This is a genomic window from Bacteroidota bacterium, from assembly GCA_038746285.1.
GTDB lineage: Bacteria > Bacteroidota > Rhodothermia > Rhodothermales > JANQRZ01 > JANQRZ01.
Map to the genome: position 1 here is coordinate 65228 of JBCDKT010000001.1, position 19928 is coordinate 85155.

Consider the following 19928-nt stretch of genomic DNA (forward strand, 5'->3'; position numbering starts at 1 on the left):
TCTGACCCTAACCCCTCGCCGCTGCGATGCTCAGCCTGCTCTCCGCGCTTCTGACGGTGCTCTCCGTGCTGCTGGCCTTCGTCGCCTGCGGCTGCCTCTACGCAGCCATCCCCACGGAGCCATCGGAGGCGTTGCCGCAGCGCCGCCTGCGCTGGTCCGGCGGAGCCGCCGCCGTGCTCGCGCTGGGCTGCTCGGTCATCGCGTTCGGCCCCGGCCTCGGTCCGGTGATCGTGGCGACGGTGGCGATGTCGGCGGCGTCGGCCGCCGCGATGGCAGACCCCCTGTTTGCTCCGGAGCTGTAGGCCGCACGCCGCGCCGCCCGTTTCCGAGCCCGTCCTCCGCCGCGCTCGCCCACACCCTCTGTGTAGGCACCTTCGGTGCGGAATGGGCAGCGTGGGGGAATGGAACGAAGGGGACAGACGCGCACTGACGCTCCCCCGATTCCTCCCGTTCTCCCGATTCCTCCTCACCCGGTCCTCGGCCGTTGCTCCTGCGCCGCCGTCTGCGTATCCTCCTACTATGCTCCTCGCTCTCGCCCTTCTCCTCGCCGCGGCCGCCTACGGGGCGTTCTACGTCGGTGCGCCCGGCCGGCAGTCCGAGGCGGTCGGGCCGCCGCGTGCGATGCGCGTGGCGGGGGGCGTGCTGACCGTAGCGGCCCTCACCGTCTCCCTCGCGGCGACGGGGTCGTCGGTTGGCCCGGTGCTGGTGCTGGTGGTGATGAGCGCTGCCGCGTCGGCCCTGGCCCTCGCGGGTCCGTTCCTGCTGCCCGAGGCGACCCCGCCGGTGCGTCAGCGAGCACCACAGCCGAAGGCGGCCGGCCGGGGGCCGACGCTCCCGCCGAAGCGGCCTCCGGCGCGCACCCCCAAACGCCCGCCCACGCGTCCGCCCTCCGCGCCGTGAAACACGACTGGACCAAAGGCGAGGGGTGGGGCAAGGGCACGGCTGTTTTCTTCGGCGGCTTTCTGGGCTTCGTCCTGTTCGGGCTCGCGCTCGGGACGGTGCTGCCGGACCTCGGCGTGCCGATTGGCGTGGCGGTGGCGCTCGGCGTCGTGCTCTCGGCGCCGGTGTGGATCGGACTCGGCGTGTGGGCTGTGCTCGCGCCGAGCGGGCGCGGGGCGTGGCTCCGCGTGGGGGGAACCGTCGTCGTCCTCGGGGCCGTTACAGCCACCGCCTACTTCCTCTAGCTCCGCCCCGCCATGGAGACGGTCCGCCGTCCGCCCTCCCCGCCCGCACGTCCGCCCACGCCGGCGAAGGGGAAGGCCGCGCCTGCGAAGCAGCAAAAGCTCGTCGGGCCGCGCGCGTTCAAGCTGCTGTGGGACACCCACTCGGTGACCGGCATCGTGATCGGCCTCGGGCTGTTCGTGATCTTCTACGCTGGGGCCTACGCACTCTACCGCGGCGAACTCCACGCCTGGGCTGACCCTGCGATGCGCGTCGCCGAGGCCGGGGTCACAGTCGACGAGGCCGTGGCTCCGCTCTTCGCCGAGCGCCCGCCCGCGCAGGGCACCGACGTGCAGGTGAACCTCCCTTTCCGCGAGCGGGCCTACTACTCCGTCCGCTACCGGACGCCGGTCGGCGACACGACCGAGGCCGTCACGGCGACGCTCAGCCTGGAGACGGGCGAGGTCATCGCCGAGGACGGGCGGGGCTTTCGGAGCGACCTCTCGGAGATCCTCTACAAGCTCCACTTCTTCGGGCAGGCCGGGTTCTGGGGCGAACTCGTCGCGGGCTTCATCGCGGTCTTCTTCCTGCTCGCGGTCGCCAGCGGCATCCTGATCCACCTGCGGAAGCTCCCGAAGGACTGGCACACCTTCCGCCCGCGCGGCAAGCTCCGCGACGCCCTCGCCGACGCCCACACCGTCCTCGGCCTCATCGGACTTCCGTTCGCGGCGATGTACGCCATCTCGGGGGCCTTCCTCGCACTTCTCATCATCCTGCTTGCCCCGACCGTCCTCGTCGTCTTCGGCGGCGACCTCGAAGCCATCGACCCCATCGTAAACGGCTACGAGATGCCGCCGCACGAACCAACCGGCGAGGCCGCCGAGATGCTGTCCTTCGCCGAGTACGTCGAGGCCCTCCCGGCGTCGTGGGAGGGCACCGTCGCGCCGACCTTCATGAGCGTCCACGGCTGGGGCGACCAGGCCGGCATCGTCCAGGTCTTCGGCGAGGCGGCCAGTTCGCTCACCGCCGGCCCGCAGGCCATCCTCCAGGCGACGACCGGCGAGGTTCTCGCCGCCAACAACCCGACGCGCGGCACGGCGCTCGGCGGGACGACCGCCGCGCTCGTCAACCTCCACTACGGGCGGATGGGGCCGGGGACGCCGGTGGCGAAGGTGCTCTACTTCTTCCTCGCCCTCGCCACCGCCGCCGTCATCCTGACCGGCAACATCCTGTGGGTGCTCGTCCGCCGCCCGAAGGACCCGCGCGCGACGCCGAAGCTACACCGGTTCCTGGCGCGGCTCACGGTCGGCGTCGGCTGCGGCCTCGCCGTGGCGGTGCCGGTGCTGTTTCTGACGACGGCGGCGCTGCCCATCGAGTTGCCGAGCCTCAAGACGTGGGAGAACGTCGCGCTCTTCGGCGCGTGGGGCGCGCTGACGGTGGCGGCGTTCGCCGGGCCGTCGGCGGTGTGGGCGGCGCGCTGGCAGCTCGGCCTCGCGGGCGCGCTGAGCCTGCTCGTCCCGCCTGCGGGCGGGGCGCTCGGCGGGATGTGGATCTGGACGGCGGCTGCGAGCGGGCTGTGGGGCCTCGTCACGGTCGACGTGGGCTTCCTGCTGATGGGGCCGGCGCTCCTGTGGACGGCGCGGCGGCTTAGGCCCGACGCCCTCGCCCCGGCCCTCGCGGGCGACGGCGCGACCGCCGAGGCGGCCCCCGCCGGACCTATCCCTGCCCCTTCGTGACGCGCCGCCTGCTCCTCGCCGCGCTCGCCTTCTTGCTACCCACTGCGCTGTCGGCGCAGACGGCGTCGGCGCAGACGGCCGCGCCCGTGCCGCCGCCGCCGACCGAGCGCGTCGTCACCGCCACGTTCGCCGACGAGGCACCGCGCATCGACGGGCACCTCGACGAGGCGCTGTGGGACCGGGTCGCGCCCGTGACCGTCTTCACCCAGGTCTGGCCCGAGACCGGGGCGGCGGCGACCGAGGACACCGAGGTCCGCGTCGCCTACGACCGCGACCACCTCTACTTCGCCTTCCGCAACCTCGACCGCACGCCGGCGCTGATCCGGGCGCGCAACCTCGAGCGCGGCGGCCCCAACGGCAACGACGACCACGTCCTCATCGGCCTCGACACCTACCGCGACGGGCGCAACGCCTACCTCTTCGAGATGAACGCGCTCGGGACGCAGGACGACGCGCTCATTACCGACGAGCAGATCGGGTTCGAGAGCTTCACCTGGGACGCCGTCTACCGCTCCGAGACCGTGATCGACGAGACGGGGTGGTCGATGGAGGTGGCGATCCCGTTCCGGCAGCTCCGGTTTCCCGAGGGCGACGACCTCGCCTTCGGGCTGATGTTCTCGCGCGTGATCAGCCGCAAGAACGAGCGCGTGATGTGGCCCGCGATCGGGCTGGACCGGGGGTCGAGCTTTGAGGCGCTCGCCACGGTCTCGCAGTACGGCCTGCTGCGCGGTCTCCGGGGCGTGCGGCGCGGGCAGAACCTGGAGGTCAAGCCCTACGCCATCTCCGGCGCCCAGCAGGCCCGCCCCGACCTCAGCCTGCCCGCCGAGGACGCCGAGCTGAGCGTCGACGCCGGCCTCGACCTCAAGTGGGGCGTCACCTCCAGCCTCACGCTCGACGCGACGGTCAACACCGACTTCGCCCAGGTCGAGGCCGACGCGGCGCAGATCAACCTCACCCGGTTCAGCCTGTTCTTCCCGGAGCAGCGCGAGTTCTTCCTGGAGCGCGCCGGCCTGTTCGCCCACGGGTCCTCCGAGGCGGCCGAGACGTTCTTCTCGCGCCGCATCGGGCTGGACGAGTCGATCCTCGCCGGGGCGCGGCTGACGGGCCAGCTCGGCCCGCTCTCGCTCGGGATGCTCAATATCGAGACCGGCCCCGGCCTCGGCGACCTCTTCGGCGCGGCCTCGGCCAACAACACCGTCGCCCGCCTCCGCGCCGACGTGCTCCCGCGCACGACGGTCGGCGGGATCGTGACCAACCTCGCGCGCGGCGGGCAGCGCAACACGGCGGCCGGCCTCGACGGCGAGGTCCGGGTCGGGCGCAACAGCGTGGTCCGGGGCTGGGCGACGCAGGTCTGGGACTCGGACCCCGCGCTCCGCAGCGCGGCCGGGTCGGTCTACGGCCGGCTCGCAGACGACCGCGTCGGCGTCGAAGGCGCGTTTCGGAGCGTCGGGAGCCGGTACGCGCCGGCGCTCGGGTTCGTCCGGCGGCGCGACTACCGGCGGGTCTTCGGCCGCGCGTTTCTCCGGCAGCCCCTCGCGCAGCGCCCGCTCGGGCTGCAGCGCGTCGGCGGCGACGTGGACGGCACCGTCTTCTGGGGGCTCGACGGCGCGCTCCAGTCGTCCGAGTTCGAGGTCGAAGGCTTCGCCGAGTCGGCGAACAACGACCAGGTGGGCCTCGGCGTCCGCCGCGTCTTCGAGCGCCTGGAGGAGCCCTTCACGATCCGCGACGGCGAGACGGTCCCGGCCGGCGACTACGGGTTCACCGAGGCGTTCGTCTTCGGCGAGACCGACGACAGCCGCGCCGTCTCGGTCGGGGCCGGGGTCCAGGTCGGCGGGTTCTTCTCGGGCCGCCGGCTGGAGGTCGAGGCCGGGGCGGGCTGGCGGCCCTCGGCCGGGTTCTCGCTCAGCGGCGAGGTCGAGCACTCGCTGATCGACCTCGGGAACGGGCCGTTCGCGGCGACGGTTGGCTCGGTGTCGGTGCGGACGGCGTTCAGCCGCGCGCTCTTCGGGCGGACGCTCCTGCAGTACGACAACTTCTCGCGCCAGCTCCGGGCCAACGTCCGGTTCAACTGGATCCATACGCCCGGCAGCGACCTGTTCCTTGTCTTCAACACCGCCTACGGCCTCGGCGAAGACGACCCGCTGGACCCGCGCCGGACGGTCGTCTTCCGCGACCGGCTCGCGGTCGTCAAGCTGACGTACCTCGTCCTCATCTGACCGTCCCGGACCGGGTCCCGACCCGGACGTGTCTCTCACTGTCTCACCCGTCTCTTCCATGACCAGCCCCCGCCGCTTCGCCTCCCGACTCCTCCTTGCGCTCGCCGCTGTCAGCCTCGCCGCGTGCGGCGGCGATGCGGCCGAGACCGACGCTGCTGACACCGGTGCCGTGTCGTACAGCGAGAACGCCATCGTCATCCGGCCGGTCGGCAACGAGATGCGCTACGCGCAGACCGAGTTCACCGTCGAGGCCGGCCAGGAGGTTGAGCTCGTCTTCGAGAACATCGCCACGAGCCCAGTCATGCAGCACAACATCGTCCTCCTCAACACCGACGACCAGGCCGCCGTCGACCGCGTCGGACAGGCGGCGCTCGCCGTCGGGGCGGCCGGGGCCTACGTGCCGGACGACCCGGCCGTGCTCGCCTCCACGTCGGTCTCCGGCCCTGGCGAGACAGTGAGCGTGACGTTCACAGCCCCGAGCGAGCCGGGGCGCTACCGCTACCTGTGCACCTACCCCGGGCACTACGCGCTGATGCAGGGAACGATGATCGTCACGTAGAGCGCAGCACTGGTCTCGACGCATGGTGAGAAGCCACGGACGGCTCGCCGAGCCGTCTGCAGCCTCCGGTAGAGTTACTTCGGCTTTGGGAGGGTGTGGTCGCCGGACACGCCAGCGCCATCTCGGCCCGTGCGGTTTGGTTGCCGGCCGAGGCTGGGGGCGAGGTTCGGCGAAGGTTGCGTGAAGCCAGAACGACGGATAAAGAGAATGTGAGCACGGCTATTTAGATTTAGTCTACACATCGCCCCATCACCTCACCCCTCTTCCCATGGCTCGCCTTCTCCTCTCCGCGGCCCTGCTTCTTGCCGCCCTCCCAGCCTTTGCCCAGACCGGCAGCATTGTCGGCACTGTGACTGACACGGACGGCGCGGCGCTCCCCGGAGCCAACGTCCGCATCGACAACACGACGCTCGGCACCGCTTCCGGCGCTGACGGCACGTTCCGCATCCCCTCGGTCCCGACCGGATCGCAGACGGTGATCGTGACGCTCCTCGGGTACGCCCGTGCCGAGCGCGACGTGACCGTGACAGCCGTCGGTGAGGTCCGCCTCGACGTGGCGCTCTCGACCGACGTGCTCCGGCTCAGCGGGGTCGCGGTCACGGCCTCGCGCCGCGAGGAAGACCTCACGCAGGTCCCGCGCTCGGTTGCGATCGTTCCGGCCGAGACGGTCCAGCTCTACACCGAGCAGTCGCCGGACCTGAGCGCTACGCTCGGCAAGTTCGTCCCCAACTTCACCGCGCCGAACGTCGGCAACAGCGTCTTCACGGCGACGCTGCGCGGGCGGGCCCCGCTCTACCTCCTCGACGGCGTGCCGCTGGCGACGAACGAGGGTGTCCGCGGTGCCATCCTCGGCAACCTCGACCCCTCGACGATCGAGCGCGTTGAGGTGCTCTACGGGGCGTCGTCGATCTACGGCGGCGGCGCGCCGGGTGGCGTGATCCAGTTCTTCACGAAGGAGCCCAGCCAGGCTCCCCTCTCGGCCGAGGCCACGCTCTTTGCCCGGAACTATCTCGTCGACGGGGCCCTCCTCGAGGGTGAGGCCCTCGACTACCGCGCGGCCCTCACGGTCTCAGGCACGCAGGACCGGTTCAGCTACCTTGTCAACGGGGCGATCGAGACCAACAACGGCATCTTCGAGCCGGACGGTGACCGCCTCGCGCCCGGTGCCGGCCGCGGCGACTTCAGCGACTACGCGGTCTTCGCCAAGGCGGGCTACGCCCTCACCCCCTCGCAGTCGGTACAGCTCACCTTCAGCAACTCGTTCCTCCGTCCTAACCGGTTCGACTTCCAGGCGACGGTCCGGGAAGAGGAGGTCGAGGCCGACCCCGAAAGCGCGACGGCGATCTCGGAGCCGGTTCCCGAACCGTTCACCTATGACGAGTCGCCCAGCCAGCGCTACACGATGGTGAATGCGGAGTATGCCCACTCGGCGCTCGGCGGCGGTGCCCTTCGCTTCCAGGGGTTCTACTACGACCTCAACTTCCTCCAGGAGGGCGGCGACATCCGCTCGTTCGTCGAGGACGGAACGTTCCCCGAGTCCTGGCCGGGCTTGTTCCAGACTAGTTCCTCGGGCCAGGAGATCGGTGCCCGCGCCGAGTACGTCCGCCCGTTCGGCGAGCAGGTTCTCCTCACCATCGGCGGTGACGTCCAGCGGGAGGAGAACGCGACGCCCGTCGTGGTCTCGACCGATGACGGCACCTTCGACCAGAACCGCGTCTTCGACGGCGGGGGCGGCACGCGCGACCAGGGCGCGCCGACCGAGATCCTCAGCGGCGGTGCCTTCGCGCAGCTCGACGCCGACGCGCTACCCAACCTTCGGTTCTCGTACGGTGCCCGGTTCGACTACATCGACTACGACGTGCTCCCCTTCGTGCCGACGTTCACAAGGAACGAGCCTGGCCTGGAGCGCCTCGGCGGCTCCGGCTCGGACAGCGGGTTCTCGTTCAACCTCGGCGCGGCCTATGAGGTCGTCCCGCAGACGACGCTCTTCGTCGGCCTCTCGCAGGGGTTCTCGCTGCCCCAACTCGCGTTCTTATTCACGAACGTCGAGCCCGGCGTCGTCATCCGGGGCGACGACGTCGTCTCGCCGCAGATCGTCACGAGCGTCGAAGGTGGTATCCGAGGCCAACTCGGGGACCGCTTCGCCTACGGCCTTGCTGGGTTCTACGCATTCTCCGAAGAGGGGGCGCAGATCGTCTTCGTCGACTCGACGGGCTTCGGCGAGCGCATCCAGGCCCCGCAGCGGAACTACGGGTTCGAGCTCACAGCCGAGGCCGCGCCTGTGGAGGGCCTCCGCGTCGGCGGCGACCTCTCGTGGACCGAGACCGACGTCGACCCACAGGACGACGGCACCTTCCAGCCGTCGCGGAACATCGAGAGCATCCCGCTCAAGACCACGTTCCGGGCTTCGTACGCGCCCCCGGTCCTGCCTGGCCTCTCGTTCCGCGCCGAGTTGCTGGGCCTCTCCGACCGTGACCGCGCCTTCGACTTCTTGGTCGACAACGACGGCGATGGCGAGATCGACGTTGACGACGAGGGCAACCCCTCCCGCGCCGATCAGTACGCCATCAACGGCTATATCACGCTCGACCTCGGCGTGGGCTACGAGGTCCCGGCGGAGGTGCTTGGTGGCGCGCGCGGGCGGGTGAGCGTGCAGGTGCTCAACGTGCTCAACGAACTCTACATCCCGCCGATCGAGCAGCGCAACGTGGGGGCCGTCTTCGCCTCGCGCCGCGTAGCCGGACCGGGCCGCACGCTCACGCTCACGCTCGGCCTGGAACTGTAGCCGCCAGCCAGCAGCAGACCGTACGAGACGGTGCCGGGTGGGCACAATCCCTCCCCGGCACCGTTGTTTAGTTTTCGGCCGGTTCTCCCGTCTGCTTTTCGCCGCTCGCCATGCAGCCTGCTGCCCCGCCGAAGCGCCCTCCGGTGCCGCGCCCTGTGGCCCCCGCGCCTACGCCGCAGAAGCAGCGGCCGTGGTCGCTCGGGCCACGGGCCCAGCGGCTTATGTGGGACGCCCACTCGGCAACGGGCGTCGCGCTCGGGCTGGTCCTGTTCGTGATCTTCTTCTGCGGCGCCTTCGCGCTCTACCGTGCCCCGCTCGACGCCTGGGCCGACCCGGCGCTGCGCGGCCAGCCAACGCTCTCGACCGAAGACATCGTCGGGCCGGTCTTTGCCGAGCGACCGCCCGAGCCGGGCTCCGGCGTCACCGTCGTCTACGCCTTCGGCGAGCGCCGGACGGTCCTCCTGATCTACAACCCCGCAGGTGAGACCACGCCGGAGGGAGATCCCGTCCGAGCGGTGCTCACCTACAGCACCACGACCGGCGAGGAACTGGCCCCGGGCGGGCGGAGCCGGCTGAGCCTCGTGCTCTTCCAACTCCACTTCCTGCTCCAGCTCCGCCACGTCCTGCCGGGCAGCAGCCTCATCGGGATTGCGATCGCGGGTGTGTTCGCCGTCTTCATGCTCTTCGCGCTCGTCAGCGGGGTGCTGATCCATCTCAAGAAGCTCCCCAAGGACTGGCACACGTTCCGGCCGCGCGGGACGGTCCGCACGGCGCTTGCCGACGCCCACACCGTCCTCGGCCTTGCCGGGTTGCCCTACGCGGTGATGTACGCCGTAACGGGCGGCATTATCTCGATTATGATCATGCTTGCCCCGCAGATCGAGACGGCGTTCTTCGACGGCGACGGCGACGCCTACGACGCAGCCATCTACGGCGTCGGCGTGCCCGAGGCCGACTCGACCGGACGGGCGGCGGCCATGCTCGGGCCTGACGCGCTTGTGGCGGCACTCCCCGAAAGCTGGGCGGGCATCGACCCCATCTTGGTCCGCTACAGCCGCTGGGGGGATGCCGGCGCGACGGCGACGCTCCACGGGCATGTCAGCGAAACGCTTACCACATCCGGAAAGGCGACGCTGCGCGCGGCCACCGGTGACGTCATCGCCCACAACCCTCCGACGACGCCGACAGCGCTCGGTGCGACCTACGCCGTGACCGAGCAACTCCACTACGGCGACGTAGGCGGCTGGCTGCTCGACGCGCTCTTTTTCCTGCTCGCCCTCGCCACGGGTGCCGTCATCCTGACTGGCAACGCGCTGTGGATCGTCGTGCGCCGCCCGAAGGACCCGCGGGCGACGCCCCGGCTGCACCGTGTGCTCGGCCGCCTCACGGTCGGGTTCGGGTGCGGACTCGTGGCGGCTGTGCCAGTGCTGTTCATCCTTGCGCACGCGATCCCGACGGGCGCGGCCGACCGGAAGGTGTGGGAGGAGGCGCTGTTCTTTGCCGCGTGGTTCGCACTCATCGCGGCTGCGTTTGCCGGGCCCTCGACCGTGGGAGCGGCGCGGTGGCAACTCGCGCTCGCCGCCGGGCTGTGCCTGCTCGTGCCGGTGGCGAATGGATGGGCTACCGGCGACTGGCTCTGGGCAAGCGCCGCGAACGCGCGGTGGCAGGTGTTCTGGATAGACCTCAGCTTTGTCTTCGCGGCGCTGGTGCTTGTCTGGACGGCGCAGCGACTCCGGCCGGTGGCTCCGGACCGCGTGCCTGTGGTACCGTAAAGACGCCTCGGCGAGGTACCCCTGCCGGTGGCTGAGTCGGCGCTGTCCCGGAGCGCCCGCCGTCGATCCATACGCCGCGAAGTCTGCGTGAAGCAGGTGCTTCACCTCGGCGCGGCGAGGAGAGCATGATAGTTTAGACCCAGTCTAGATAGCTCCGTGTCGCAGCGTCATGCGGCGTCGGCAGGCTGTCGGGCGTTCCCTTCCCTTCACCTTCCCTTGTACCCATGAACCGCTTGTTCCTTCTTGCGGCGCTACTCGTCGCGGTGCCCTCTGCCCTCGGGCAGACCTTCACGCTCGAAGAGACGATCCCCATCGAGACGGCCTCCGAGATCCAGTACGTCGACCTCGACGGGACCGGCAACCTCAGCCTCGCGATTGCCAGCAACGGCAACATCTTCGGCAGCGAAGTCGGCAACCTCTCGTTCCTCCTCTACCAGGACGGGCAGACCGGGGCCGACACCTACTCCGACCCGATCACCGCGCTCGACGGCGTCTACGGGTTCGTCGGCGGGCTTGAGGTGGCCGACCTCAACGGCGACTTTCTGCTCGACGCCGTCGTGGCTGGTATCCGCACTGGGGCGGCTGGCTTCATCCCCGACGTGACAGTCTTCCTCAACCAGGGCTTCCCGTTCGCGCCCTTCCTGGAGGCCGACACGCTCGCCTCCGGCCTGCGCGACGCTCGCATCGTCCTGATCGGCGACGTCACGGGCGACGCTACCCCGGACATCATCGCGGCCTTCACCGACCCGTCCAATATTGGTCAGCTCGTCTACTACCCCGGGGACGGGACGGGCAGCTTCGGGGCCGAGGTCAACATCGCCGACCCGAACCGGGCGCGCGACGTGCGCGGCGGCGAGCTCGCTGACCTCGACGCCGACGGCGACCTCGACCTCGTCGTCGCCTCGACGACGGGGCAGGAGGTCCTGGCCTTCCTCAACGACGGCACCGGCAGCTTCGGCCAGCCCGTCGTGCTCGACGGCTCGATCGCGCAGGCGCAGAGCGTGGACGTGGGCGACCTCGACGGCGACGGCAACCTCGACGTGGCCGCCGCCGGCCAGAGCTCGGCGCTGCTGACCTACTACCTCGGCGACGGCACCGGCGGCTTCGGCCCGCGCGTCACGCTCGACGCAGCCGCGACCGGCATCAACAAGGTCACGCTCGCCGACGCCGACCAGGACGGCGACGTGGACGTGTTCACCTCGCTGGCGTTCTCCGGTGCCCAGTTCCAGCGCTACACCAACTTCGGCGGAGCCCTCTTCAGCGCGCCGTCCCAGATCGCAACCGGTGCCACGCCCCGCGACATCGCGCTCGGCGATGCCGACCAGGACGGCGACCTCGACATCACGACGGCCGACCTCGGCGGGACGGTCCAGTTCTTCCGCAACGACCAGACGCCGGCCACGGTCTCCATCCCGTCGTCCGAGTTCTTCGGGGCCGACGGCCAGCCCGAGACGGGTGAGGGCTTCCGCGTCCTCGCCGCGCCCGTCGGCGGCCTGACGGTGGCCGACCTCGCCGAGATCAACGTCGTCGTCGGCGTCGAGGGCCAGTACCCGGGCTTCGGCGACTCGAACCTCGCCCTCGGCTTCGCCGGTCCGACGCCGAACGACCTCGTCCTGGCCGAGCGCGAGACGCAGCCAGTCCAGCTCGGCCGCGGCTTCCGCTGGGAGTGGCCTGACCGCAACATCACCATCCCGCCCAACGCCCTCGGCGGTGGCACGAGCCAGGCCTTCGAGAACGCGGGCGTTGACCTGACGGCGACGGGCACGGCGCTCGTGGCCGACCACACGGTCGCCTTCCCGGAGCGGACCTCGACCGGCAACCGGGCCTTCTACCTGCTCGGCAACCCGTTCGCCGAGGACTTCCGGGTCGAGCCCGGTGTGACGCTCACGCTCGACGCCGGCGGCGGCACGCTGTCCTCGACCTTCTTCCGCTTCGACCCGGCCGCGGGCGGCGGGCAGGGCCGGTTCGTCCCGTTCAGCACGGCCGACGGCAACGCGGCCGATGACATCGTCTCGGCCTGGCAGGGCTTCGTCGCCCAGGTCACCGGCGGCACGTCGGCCCCGACGTTCACCTACGCCGTGAGCGGGCAGACGACCGGCGGCTCCTTCGTCGGCCGTCCGCTGGCAACCGGCGGGAGCCTGGTCGAAGCCAGCCTGCTCACCGGCTCGGAGGTGGACTGGACGCTGCTCGAAGCCTCGGCTCCGGCTCCGCTGGCCGCGTCGGCGGCCGAGACCCAGCCCGCCCTCAGCACCGTCGGGCCGAACCCGACGCGCGGCACGACCTCGGTCACGCTGACGCTGGACGAGACGCAGCCCGTCGTGGTCCGCGTCGTGGACCTGCTCGGGCGCGAAGTGGCCCGCGTGCTCGACGGGGAGGTCCAGGCGGGCGCGCACACGCTCCGCGTGCCGGCGGGCTCCTTCGCCGCAGGGACGTACCTCGTCGTCGTCGAGGGCCGCACGGTCCGCGAGACGCGCCGCTTCACCGTCGTCCGGTAGCGGCTAGTCCGTAGCATCTCCAACGGTCCCGAGGCGGCCGAGGGTGGCGGCTTCGGGACCGTTTGTAGTTGAAACGTGAGGAGCGTGCGAAGGACGGCCGATGTGCTTGTGCGGAGCAAAAGACGTTTGTATAATTTAGAATCTGTCTAAACAGAAGCGCTCAGAGCTATGCGTGTGGTTGCAGCTTTCCTGCTCTTCGTACTTCTCGGCCCGGCAGCCGACGCCCAGCCCCTCGCCGAAACGGACACCACGATCGAGATGTCCTCGGTCGTCGTCACGGCGACGCGGACGCCGAAGGCGCTCGAAGACGTGGCCGTCCCGACGACCGTCATCCCGGCCGAGACGATCCAGCGCCAGGGCGCGGTGCGCCTGAGCGACGCGCTCGCGGCGGTCCCGGGCCTGCACCTCTTCGACGACCACGGCACCGGCCTCCAGGTCCAGGGCTTCGCGCCGGACTACACGCTCATCCTGATCGACGGGCAGCCGGTGATCGGCCGGACGGCCGGGACGCTCAGCCTCAACCGGATCACCGTCCAGGGCGTCGAGCGGATCGAGCTCGTGCGCGGGCCGTCCTCGTCGCTCTACGGGAGCGAGGCGCTCGCGGGCGTGGTCAACATCATCACGGCCACCCCGGGCAAGGGCGTGGGCGGCAGCATGCAGGTGCGCGGCGGCTCCTTCGGCACGAGCGACCTCACGGCCAACCTCGAAGCCGGCTTCGACCGCGGCGGCGTGCGTCTCCTCTTCAACCGCTACGCTTCCGGCGGCTACGACCTCACGCCGAACTCGTTCGGGCAGACGGTCCCCTCGTTCGACGACTGGACGGCGGACCTCCGCGCCCGCGCCCGCCTCTCCGACCGCCTCAACCTCAGCCTCGGCGTCCGGGCGGCCGTTCAAGGCCAGGACGGCGGCTTCGCCCTCCTTGACGGCGAGGGCAACGAGGTCCGCTACGACGACAACGGGTGGCGCGGGGACTTCAGCATTCACCCCGAGGCGAACCTCCGGCTCAGCGACCGCTTCGGCCTGCGGGCGACGCTCTACGCGGCGCGCTACCGCACCGAGTCGGAGTCCGTCCGCCAGAGCGACGGCAGCCTCTACTTCCGCGGCGACTTCGACCAGCGTCTCGCCCGTGCCGAGACGCAGTTCAACGCGGCCTGGAACGGGCAGCACCTCACCGTGGTCGGCGGTGGCCTGACCGACGAGCGGCTCGTGAGCGACCGCTACAACTTCAACGGCGACCAGCCGGTCGCACAGCACGCCTACGCCTTTGCGCAGCACGAGTGGATGCCCCTCCGCCTCTTCGAGGCCAGCGCGAGCGCCCGCCTCGATGCGCACACCGACTACGCTGCGCAGCTTTCGCCCAAGCTCGCTGTGCTCGTGCGTCCGGCCGAGGCCGTCCGACTCCGCGCCAGCGTCGGGAGCGGCTTCAAAGCCCCGGACTTCCGGCAGCTCTACCTCAACTTTACCAACCCCGTCGCAGGCTACTCCGTCTTCGGCTCGACGCTCCTCGAAGAGCGGGTGGCTGAGCTCGAAGCCGACGGCCAGATCACCGAGGTCTTCATCGACCCGAGCACGCTCGAAGCGATCAGGAGCGAGAGTTCTGTTGCCTACAATGTCGGCGCGACGGTCGAGCCCGCGCGGTGGCTCTCGGCGTCGGTCAACGCCTACAACAACGACATCACCAACCTGATCGAGACCCAGGTGGTGGCACGCAAGGCGAACGGCCAGTCGGTCTTCGGCTACTACAACGTCGCCGGGGCGTACACGCGCGGCCTCGAAGCGGAGATGACGGTCCGCCCGCTCGCCGCGCTCGGTGCCAGCGCCCGCAGCTCGCTTGACCTGGCCTTCGGCTACCAGTACCTCCAGGCCCGAGACCGCGACGTCCTCGAGGCCATCGAGGCCGGCACCACGTTCGGGCGCGACCTCGACGGGCAGGAGTACCGCCTCACGGCCGGCGACTACGGCGGCCTCTTCGGGCGCTCGCCGCACTCGGTGACGCTCCAGACGACCTACGCCCACGCCGACCTTGGCCTCGCGGCGAGCCTCCGGGGCCGCTGGCGCAGCCGCTACGGCTACCGTGACCAGGACGGCAACGGTATCGTCAACCGCGACGACGAGTATGTCCCCGGCTACGCCATCGTCGACGCGACGGTGACGAAGTCCTTCCCGGTGCCCGGCGGCACCGAGGCCGAGGTCCAGCTCGGCGCGGACAACCTCTTTGGCCTAACGCGGACCCTCCGCGAGGGCAACGACACGAGCGTCCTCGTGCCGTCGCTCCCCGGCCGCCGGCTCTACGCTTCCGTCCGGTTCTCGTTCTAGACCGCAGTACCCTTCCACACAGCCTCAACTGCTATGCGAATCCCTCTGCCCCGCCTTCTGGCTTCGTTCTGCTTCTGCGCGCTCCTCACGCTCGCGGCCTGCGACAGCGCCGACCCGATGAATGACCCGGGACCCGACGACCCGGGGCCAATCGATCCCCCGCCGCCGCCGCCGCCGCCGGACGATGACCCCGTTCCCGTCCCGCTGCCCGTCGTCACCGTCAGCGACGTGGCGGCCGACCCCGCGATGGGCGGGGGCGGACCAGGCTCCGGCACGGGCCGCTTCACGCTCTACGACCTCGACGAGAACGAGGTGGTCCTGTCCTGGGCCGAGGAGGACCAGGCCGTCCGAGACGCCGCCATCAACTCGCCCACCTGGGACATCGGCTTCCAGAGCACCACGATCATCTTCAACGGCGGCGACAGCGGCCCCGGCATGGGGACGGCGCAGGTCCTTGAAGACCTCTTCGCCGACGTGACCGAGGCACCCGCTAACGGCTACGCCGCCGACGGGGCCAACGCCGACTGCTCGACCGGCTTTGCCGTCTGCACCGGCTCCGACAACGGCTGGTACAACTACAACTTCATGACCAACATCGTCTCGCCGCTCCCCGGACGGACGATCGTCATGACGACCGGCGAGGGCGACTACGCGAAGGTGCGCGTGATGAGCTACTACCAGGGGGCCCCGACCGACCCCGACCCGTTCTCCGACCCGAGCCGGTACTACACGTTCGAGTACGTCCTGCAGCCCGACGGCTCGCGCAACCTCGAAACGACGATCCCGGACGACGAAGGCTAAACCGCCTGCCGCGCCCGTCCAGCCCCAGCTCCATGCCCACCCCGTCCGCCTCCGCCCTCGCCGACCCCGTACTCGCACGCTGCACCGCCGGATACGTGCGACGCTGTCCGTGCTGCTCGGGGTTCGAGCTGCGCTTCGACGGCACGACGATCACGCTCTCCGCTGCGCAGCTTCGCCAGCTGAGGTCCACGCTTAGTGCGGTCTGCAGCGAAGCCGGGCGGCCGGGCGCGTGCTGGGGCTGGACGCTGCGCGTCCGAACGTCGTCGCAGCAGGCCTCCTTCCTGCTGTGGACCGCCGAAGCCGAAGCATTGGGCGTCCTCCTCGACGAGGCGCTGGCGACGCTGGACCTGGACACCCTACTCGTCGACGTGCTCGGGCCGCGCCCGCCGGCCGTCTCGTGATCGGGGCCCGCCCCTCACCGGCCGTACCCATGCACGCGTCCTCTTTCACAAATCTCGCTTCCTCAGTGCAGCCCTGACCCCCTCGGCACCTTCGGTTCCGAGGAGCGGCACAGGCGGTGCTGAGCACAGAAACCCGGCCGGCTGGCCCACACAAGGCGTGGTGGGACGCCCGTGGGCCCGTCGCCGGGGTTATACTTAGGCTCATCCGGGCAGACTTGACCAGCAAAGCCTGAGCGAACGGGCGCGAAGCAAGGCGCGCGAGCAGCCAGGCGCAGCCCAACGGGCGTCGCGGATGGACCACCAGCCGGCCCAGCGCCGGCGAACGCGTGACCGCTCGGCGGGTCACGGCCGTCGAACAGACCAGCACCGTACCGCTATGACTTGGCATCGCATCGTCCCCAGCCTCGCTCTCGCCGCCATCCTCGCCGGGTGCGCGGGCGACCCGGCACCCACGCCCGCACCTGGGGCAGAGCCGGCCTCGGTCGTCGGCACGGACGGGGTCGAACTCGCCGATGCGGACCCGACGCGGATCGTCACGCTCGGCGGGCCGGTGACGGAGATCGTCTACGCCCTCGGCCTGGGCGACCGGGTGGTGGGGACCGACGCGTCGAGCCTGCACCCGGACGAGGTCATGGAGAAGCCGCGGCTGAGCTACTTCCGCCGCATTTCGGCCGAGGGCGTGCTGTCGCTCGACCCGACGCTCATCATTGCCCTCGACGGGATGGGGCCGCCGCCGGTCGTCGACCAGCTTCGGACGGCCGGGGTGCCGGTCCTGCTCGTCCCCGAGACCGAGGCGATTGAGGAGGCCGAGAACCGCATCGAGACGCTCGGCGCGGCCCTCGACCGGCGCGCCGGGGCCGACTCGCTCGTTGCCCAGATGCAGGCCGACCTCGCTGAGGCCGCCGCGATGCGCCCGGAGCAGGCTCCGAAGGCGCTCTTCGTCTACGCGCGCGGAGCCGGCGTGGTCAACGTCTCCGGCAGTGGCACGGCGGCCGACCTCGTCATGCGCCTCGCCGGTGCGGAGAACGCCGTCACCGAGTTCGACGGGTTCCAGCCACTCACGGCCGAAGCGGCGGCCGAGGCGGCCCCCGATGTCGTCGTGATTCCGGCGCGGGGGCTCGAGAGCCTCGGCGGGGCCGACGGCCTCTTCCGGCAGCCCGGCCTCGCCCAGACGCCCGCGGGCCAGAACCGCCGCGTGATCGCCATCGACGACGCGCTGCTGCTCGGGCTTGGGCCGCGCGTCGGCGAGGGCATCAAGCGTCTTGCCGGAGCACTCGCCGAGGTCTCGGCACCGCCCGCCGTCACGGCGCAGCGATGAGTGCCTCGCTCTCGGTCCTGCTTGACGGTGCCCGAGCCAGCGATGCGACGACGCCCCCGGCCGCTGCGGTGCCGTCGGCCGACCCCCGCGCGCGCCTCGTGCTGGGCAGCCTCGGCCTGGCCCTGGCCGGGGCGATGCTCTTCTCGGTCGGCGTCGGGGCGGTGGCCATTGAGCCGACACAGGTGATTGCGATCCTCGCGGCGAGCGTGGGGCTAGAGACGCCCTGGGCCTACGAGGCGCAGCAGGCGCTCGTACTGACCGGCATCCGCCTGCCGCGCGTGCTGCTCGGTGCGCTCGTCGGGGCCGCGCTCTCGGTGAGCGGGGCGCTCATGCAGGGCCTCTTCCGCAACCCCCTCGCCGACCCCTCGCTCATCGGCGTCTCGAGCGGTGCGGCCCTCGGCGCGGCGACCATGATCGTGCTCGGCGGGACGCTCCTCGGCGGCGTGCTCCTCGGCGCGCTCGGCATCGCCGTGGCGGCCTTCGGGGGCGGGCTCGTGGTGACCGTGATCGTCTACCGGATTGCGACGCGCGGACGGCGGACCTCGGTGGCGACGATGCTGCTGGCGGGGATCGCCCTCAACGCGCTCTGCGGCGCGGGCACCGGCGCGCTGGTGCTGCTCTCCAACGACGGGCAGCTCCGCGACCTCACCTTCTGGACGCTCGGCAGCCTCGGCGGGGCGACGTGGGGGACGCTCGCCGTCGTCGCGCCGCTGGCGGGGATCGCGCTCGCGGCGACGCCGCGCCTCGCGCGGGCACTCAACGCGCTCCTCCTCGGCGAGTCCGAGGCCCGCCACCTCGGCATCAACACCGAGCGTGTGAAGCGGACCGTGATCGCGCTCTCGGCGCTCGCCGTGGGGGCCGTCACCGCCGTGAGCGGGCTGATCGGGTTCGTGGGCCTCGTCGTGCCTCACCTGATCCGCCTCGCCTTCGGGCCGGACCACCGGCTGCTGCTCCCAGCCTCCGCGCTCCTCGGCGCGACCCTGCTCGTGGCGACGGACCTTTTTGCTCGTATCCTTATCGCGCCGGCCGAGATTCCGATCGGCATCCTCACGGCGCTCGGCGGCGCCCCGTTCTTCCTCGCCCTTCTCCTGCGCGGCCAGCGCCGCAGCGCTCTCTGACCTCTCTCCGCATGGACATCTACCGCACCACCATCACCGTTGCCTCGATCCTCATCCTCACGGGCGTCGCGGCCTACGTCGGCTCCGGCACGAACAGCGTCACGGCGCTGATCCCGTCCTTCCTGGGCCTGGCGATTGCCGGGCTGTGGGCGCTCGCGCGGGCCAAGCCGGACCTCGGCAAGCACGCCATGCACGGCGTCGCAGTCGTGGCACTCCTCGGGGCGCTCGGCAGCCTCGGGCGCGTCGTGCCGGCGCTCCTCGGCGGCGACATTGCCCTCCCGGTCGCGTTCGCGGCGCAGCTCGTGACGACGGTGCTGTGCGTGTGGCTGATCGTGGCGGCGGTCCGCCACTTCCGGGCCACGCGCCGCGCCTCCGTCTGAGTCCACCGGTCGTTTCCGTGCTTGAACTCCGCGACCTCACCTACCGCATCCGCGAGAAAGCGCTCGTCGAGGGCGTCGGCCTCGCGCTGCATCCGGGCGAGGTGGTGGCGGCCGTCGGGGCCAACGGGGCGGGGAAGACGACGCTGCTCCGCCTGCTGAGCGGGGAGCTGACGCCGACGAGCGGGTCGGTACACCTGGACGGCCGGCCGCTCGCGGACGTCGACCCGGAGCGGCTGGCGCGGCGACGGGCCGTGCTCCCGCAGCAGTCCGCGCTGACGTTCAGCTTCTCGTCGGTCGACGTGGTCCGGCTCGGGCGGACGCCGCACGCGACGACCGGGGCGACCGACCTCGACATCGCCCGCGCCGCGATGGAAGCGGCGGGCGTGGCGCACCTCGCCGCGCAGCGCTACCCGACACTCTCCGGCGGCGAGCAGCAGCGCGTCCACCTCGCCCGGACGCTCGCCCAGATCTGGGAGGCCGACTCGGACTCGGACAGCGGGCGCTACCTCCTGCTCGACGAGCCGACGGCCAGCCTCGACCTCGCGCACCAGCACGCCGTGCTCCGCATCGCCCGGCAGTGCGCCCAGGCCGGCTTCGGCGTCCTCGCCGTGCTGCACGACCTCAACCTCGCCGCGCAGTACGCCGACCGCATCGCCGTGCTGCGCCGAGGCCGGCTCATGGCCGAGGGCACCCCTGCCGGCGTCCTCACGGCGGAGACGATCTACGACGCCTTCGACATCGCCGTCCTCATCGCCGAGCACCCGCGCGTGGACTGCCCGCTCGTCGTCCCCATCCCGGAGCACGACGCCGCCTCGCCGGCTCCGTCGCCGGACGCGACCCGCCAGGCCGCCGCCCTCTCATAGTTCCCTA

The 19928-nt window shown here is 71.1% G+C and carries 16 protein-coding genes; all 16 read left to right on the forward strand.

The window, feature by feature from the left end; genetic code table 11:
• The first annotated feature begins 26 nt into the window (after nt 1-26).
• The 16 genes from AAGI91_00285 (at nt 27) to AAGI91_00360 (ending at nt 19921) form a co-directional block, all read left to right on the forward strand.
• On the forward strand, nt 27-302 hold the full coding sequence (locus AAGI91_00285) for a hypothetical protein (protein ID MEM1041042.1): 276 nt from the start codon (nt 27-29) through the stop codon (nt 300-302).
• A gap of 217 nt (nt 303-519) precedes the next feature.
• Entirely contained in the window at nt 520-900 is a 381-nt protein-coding gene (locus AAGI91_00290) for a hypothetical protein (GenBank protein ID MEM1041043.1), read from the forward strand.
• Nucleotides 897-1184, forward strand: a complete 288-nt coding sequence (locus tag AAGI91_00295) for a hypothetical protein (GenBank protein MEM1041044.1) — start codon at nt 897-899, stop codon at nt 1182-1184. Before AAGI91_00290 ends, AAGI91_00295 begins: the two co-directional genes overlap by 4 nt.
• Nucleotides 1185-1196: 12 nt before the next feature.
• The gene (locus AAGI91_00300; protein MEM1041045.1) at nt 1197-2897 is read left to right on the forward strand and encodes a PepSY-associated TM helix domain-containing protein; all 1701 of its coding nucleotides are present in this window, start codon (nt 1197-1199) and stop codon (nt 2895-2897) included.
• A complete protein-coding gene (locus tag AAGI91_00305) occupies nt 2894-5113 on the forward strand; it encodes a DUF5916 domain-containing protein (protein ID MEM1041046.1) in 2220 nt (739 codons plus the stop codon). Before AAGI91_00300 ends, AAGI91_00305 begins: the two co-directional genes overlap by 4 nt.
• 58 nt (nt 5114-5171) lie before the next feature.
• Nucleotides 5172-5672, forward strand: coding sequence for a plastocyanin/azurin family copper-binding protein (locus tag AAGI91_00310; GenBank protein ID MEM1041047.1), 501 nt, complete (start codon nt 5172-5174; stop codon nt 5670-5672).
• Between the two features lie 268 nt (nt 5673-5940).
• A complete protein-coding gene (locus AAGI91_00315) occupies nt 5941-8457 on the forward strand; it encodes a TonB-dependent receptor (GenBank protein ID MEM1041048.1) in 2517 nt (838 codons plus the stop codon).
• A gap of 221 nt (nt 8458-8678) precedes the next feature.
• Nucleotides 8679-10229, forward strand: a complete 1551-nt coding sequence (locus tag AAGI91_00320) for a PepSY-associated TM helix domain-containing protein (protein MEM1041049.1) — start codon at nt 8679-8681, stop codon at nt 10227-10229.
• A 224-nt stretch (nt 10230-10453) separates the two neighbouring features.
• Nucleotides 10454-12724 (forward strand): FG-GAP-like repeat-containing protein, encoded by a 2271-nt coding sequence (locus AAGI91_00325; GenBank protein MEM1041050.1) that lies wholly within the window; start codon nt 10454-10456, stop codon nt 12722-12724.
• Nucleotides 12725-12892: 168 nt separating this feature from the next.
• Nucleotides 12893-15040: a TonB-dependent receptor gene (locus AAGI91_00330; protein ID MEM1041051.1), complete on the forward strand. Its 2148-nt coding sequence runs from the start codon at nt 12893-12895 to the stop codon at nt 15038-15040.
• Between the two features lie 33 nt (nt 15041-15073).
• On the forward strand, nt 15074-15841 hold the full coding sequence (locus AAGI91_00335; protein ID MEM1041052.1) for an HmuY family protein: 768 nt from the start codon (nt 15074-15076) through the stop codon (nt 15839-15841).
• A 32-nt stretch (nt 15842-15873) separates the two neighbouring features.
• Complete coding sequence (locus tag AAGI91_00340) at nt 15874-16242, forward strand: hypothetical protein (GenBank protein MEM1041053.1); 369 nt, start codon at nt 15874-15876, stop codon at nt 16240-16242.
• 376 nt (nt 16243-16618) lie between these two features.
• Complete coding sequence (locus tag AAGI91_00345) at nt 16619-17560, forward strand: ABC transporter substrate-binding protein (GenBank protein MEM1041054.1); 942 nt, start codon at nt 16619-16621, stop codon at nt 17558-17560.
• Nucleotides 17557-18678, forward strand: a complete 1122-nt coding sequence (locus AAGI91_00350) for an iron ABC transporter permease (protein ID MEM1041055.1) — start codon at nt 17557-17559, stop codon at nt 18676-18678. Before AAGI91_00345 ends, AAGI91_00350 begins: the two co-directional genes overlap by 4 nt.
• An 11-nt stretch (nt 18679-18689) precedes the next feature.
• Entirely contained in the window at nt 18690-19058 is a 369-nt protein-coding gene (locus tag AAGI91_00355; protein ID MEM1041056.1) for a hypothetical protein, read from the forward strand.
• Between the two features lie 17 nt (nt 19059-19075).
• On the forward strand, nt 19076-19921 hold the full coding sequence (locus tag AAGI91_00360) for a heme ABC transporter ATP-binding protein (protein MEM1041057.1): 846 nt from the start codon (nt 19076-19078) through the stop codon (nt 19919-19921).
• Nucleotides 19922-19928: the final 7 nt, after the last annotated feature.